Raw genomic sequence first — 1196 nt, forward strand, 5'->3', positions numbered from 1 at the left:
CGGCCATCGCGTTGTCTCCTTCTTCTTGATCATCCATCTCGAAGGATCTACGCGGTGGCCGTCTCACGTCACGACGCCACGCTCTTCACCTGCGGAAACTCGTACACCACCTCCGTGGACGCAACCCCAACAACACCGGGCCCCACCGAGCGCAACGTCGCAAGAACGCGCCGCCGACCCTTTCCGCGTCAGGCGGCAGACAGCGCCGAAGACGAGTCACTGCACAGGGCCCGACGACCGAAAAAACCCACAACCGCGCCACTGGCCCAGGCAGGAAGCTGCGGGTCGTCGTTCCGGATGAGCCGCCACGGCTCACGCCCGGCGCGGCTCGCGCGCTGCTCCGGCTCCTGCGCGAAGTGGCCGAACGAACCTCCAAGCCAGACGACGACAAGGAGCACACAAACGAATGAAGGCCATTGCGCCAGAACCTGCCGACGACCACGACGAGCTCACCGGAGCCGTCCAGCGGCCACGTCGGTTCGCGTTTTACGGCCGAGTGTCGACCGAGGACAAGCAGGACCCCTCCGCCTCCAAGGCCTGGCAGCTTCGCCGTGCCCTCGCCCTGATCGAGTCGTGCGGAGGGGAGATCGTTGCCGAGTACTTCGACGTCGATCGCTCCAGATCGATCCCGTGGGCCCGACGCCCGCAGGCCAGTGCCCTACTCGACGTGTTGAAGGACCCGAACAGGGGCTTCGACGCCGTTGTGATCGGAGAACCACACCGAGCCTTTTACGGCGGCCAGTACGGCCTCACGTTTCCGATCTTCGAGCACTACGGTGTCCCCTTGTGGGTGCCCGAGATCGGCGGTCCGATCGACGCCGACAACGAGGCCCACGACATGATCATGTCGGTCTTCGGCGGCCTGTCCAAAGGCGAACGCAAGCGCATCAAGACCCGCGTCCGCTCTAGCATGGCGGCCATCGCTGCCAGCGAGGGCCGCTACCTGGGCGGCCGTCCGCCGTACGGCTACAAACTCGAAGATGCGGGACCGCACCCCAACCCGGCCAAGGCCGCTGACGGCAAACGGCTCTACAAGCTGGCGATCGACCCGGACGCCGCGCCTGTCGTCCAACGCATCTTCCGCGAGTTCCTCGGCCTCGAGGACTCCATCGAGAAGGGCCTGTTCGCCATCGCCGAGGGCCTGACCCGCGATGGCATCCCGTGCCCGTCCGCCCACGACCGCGCCCGCAACCCGC

The 1196-nt window shown here is 66.6% G+C and carries 1 protein-coding gene; it reads left to right on the top strand.

The window, feature by feature from the left end; all coding sequences use genetic code 11:
• Window positions 1-406: 406 nt before the first annotated feature.
• Window positions 407-1196 (top strand): recombinase family protein (locus tag QSK22_RS33200; protein WP_285498462.1); only part of this gene is annotated, 790 nt, incomplete at its 3' end.

Source organism: Actinomadura sp. NBRC 104425, from assembly GCF_030269545.1.
Lineage (GTDB): Bacteria > Actinomycetota > Actinomycetes > Streptosporangiales > Streptosporangiaceae > Spirillospora > Spirillospora keratinilytica.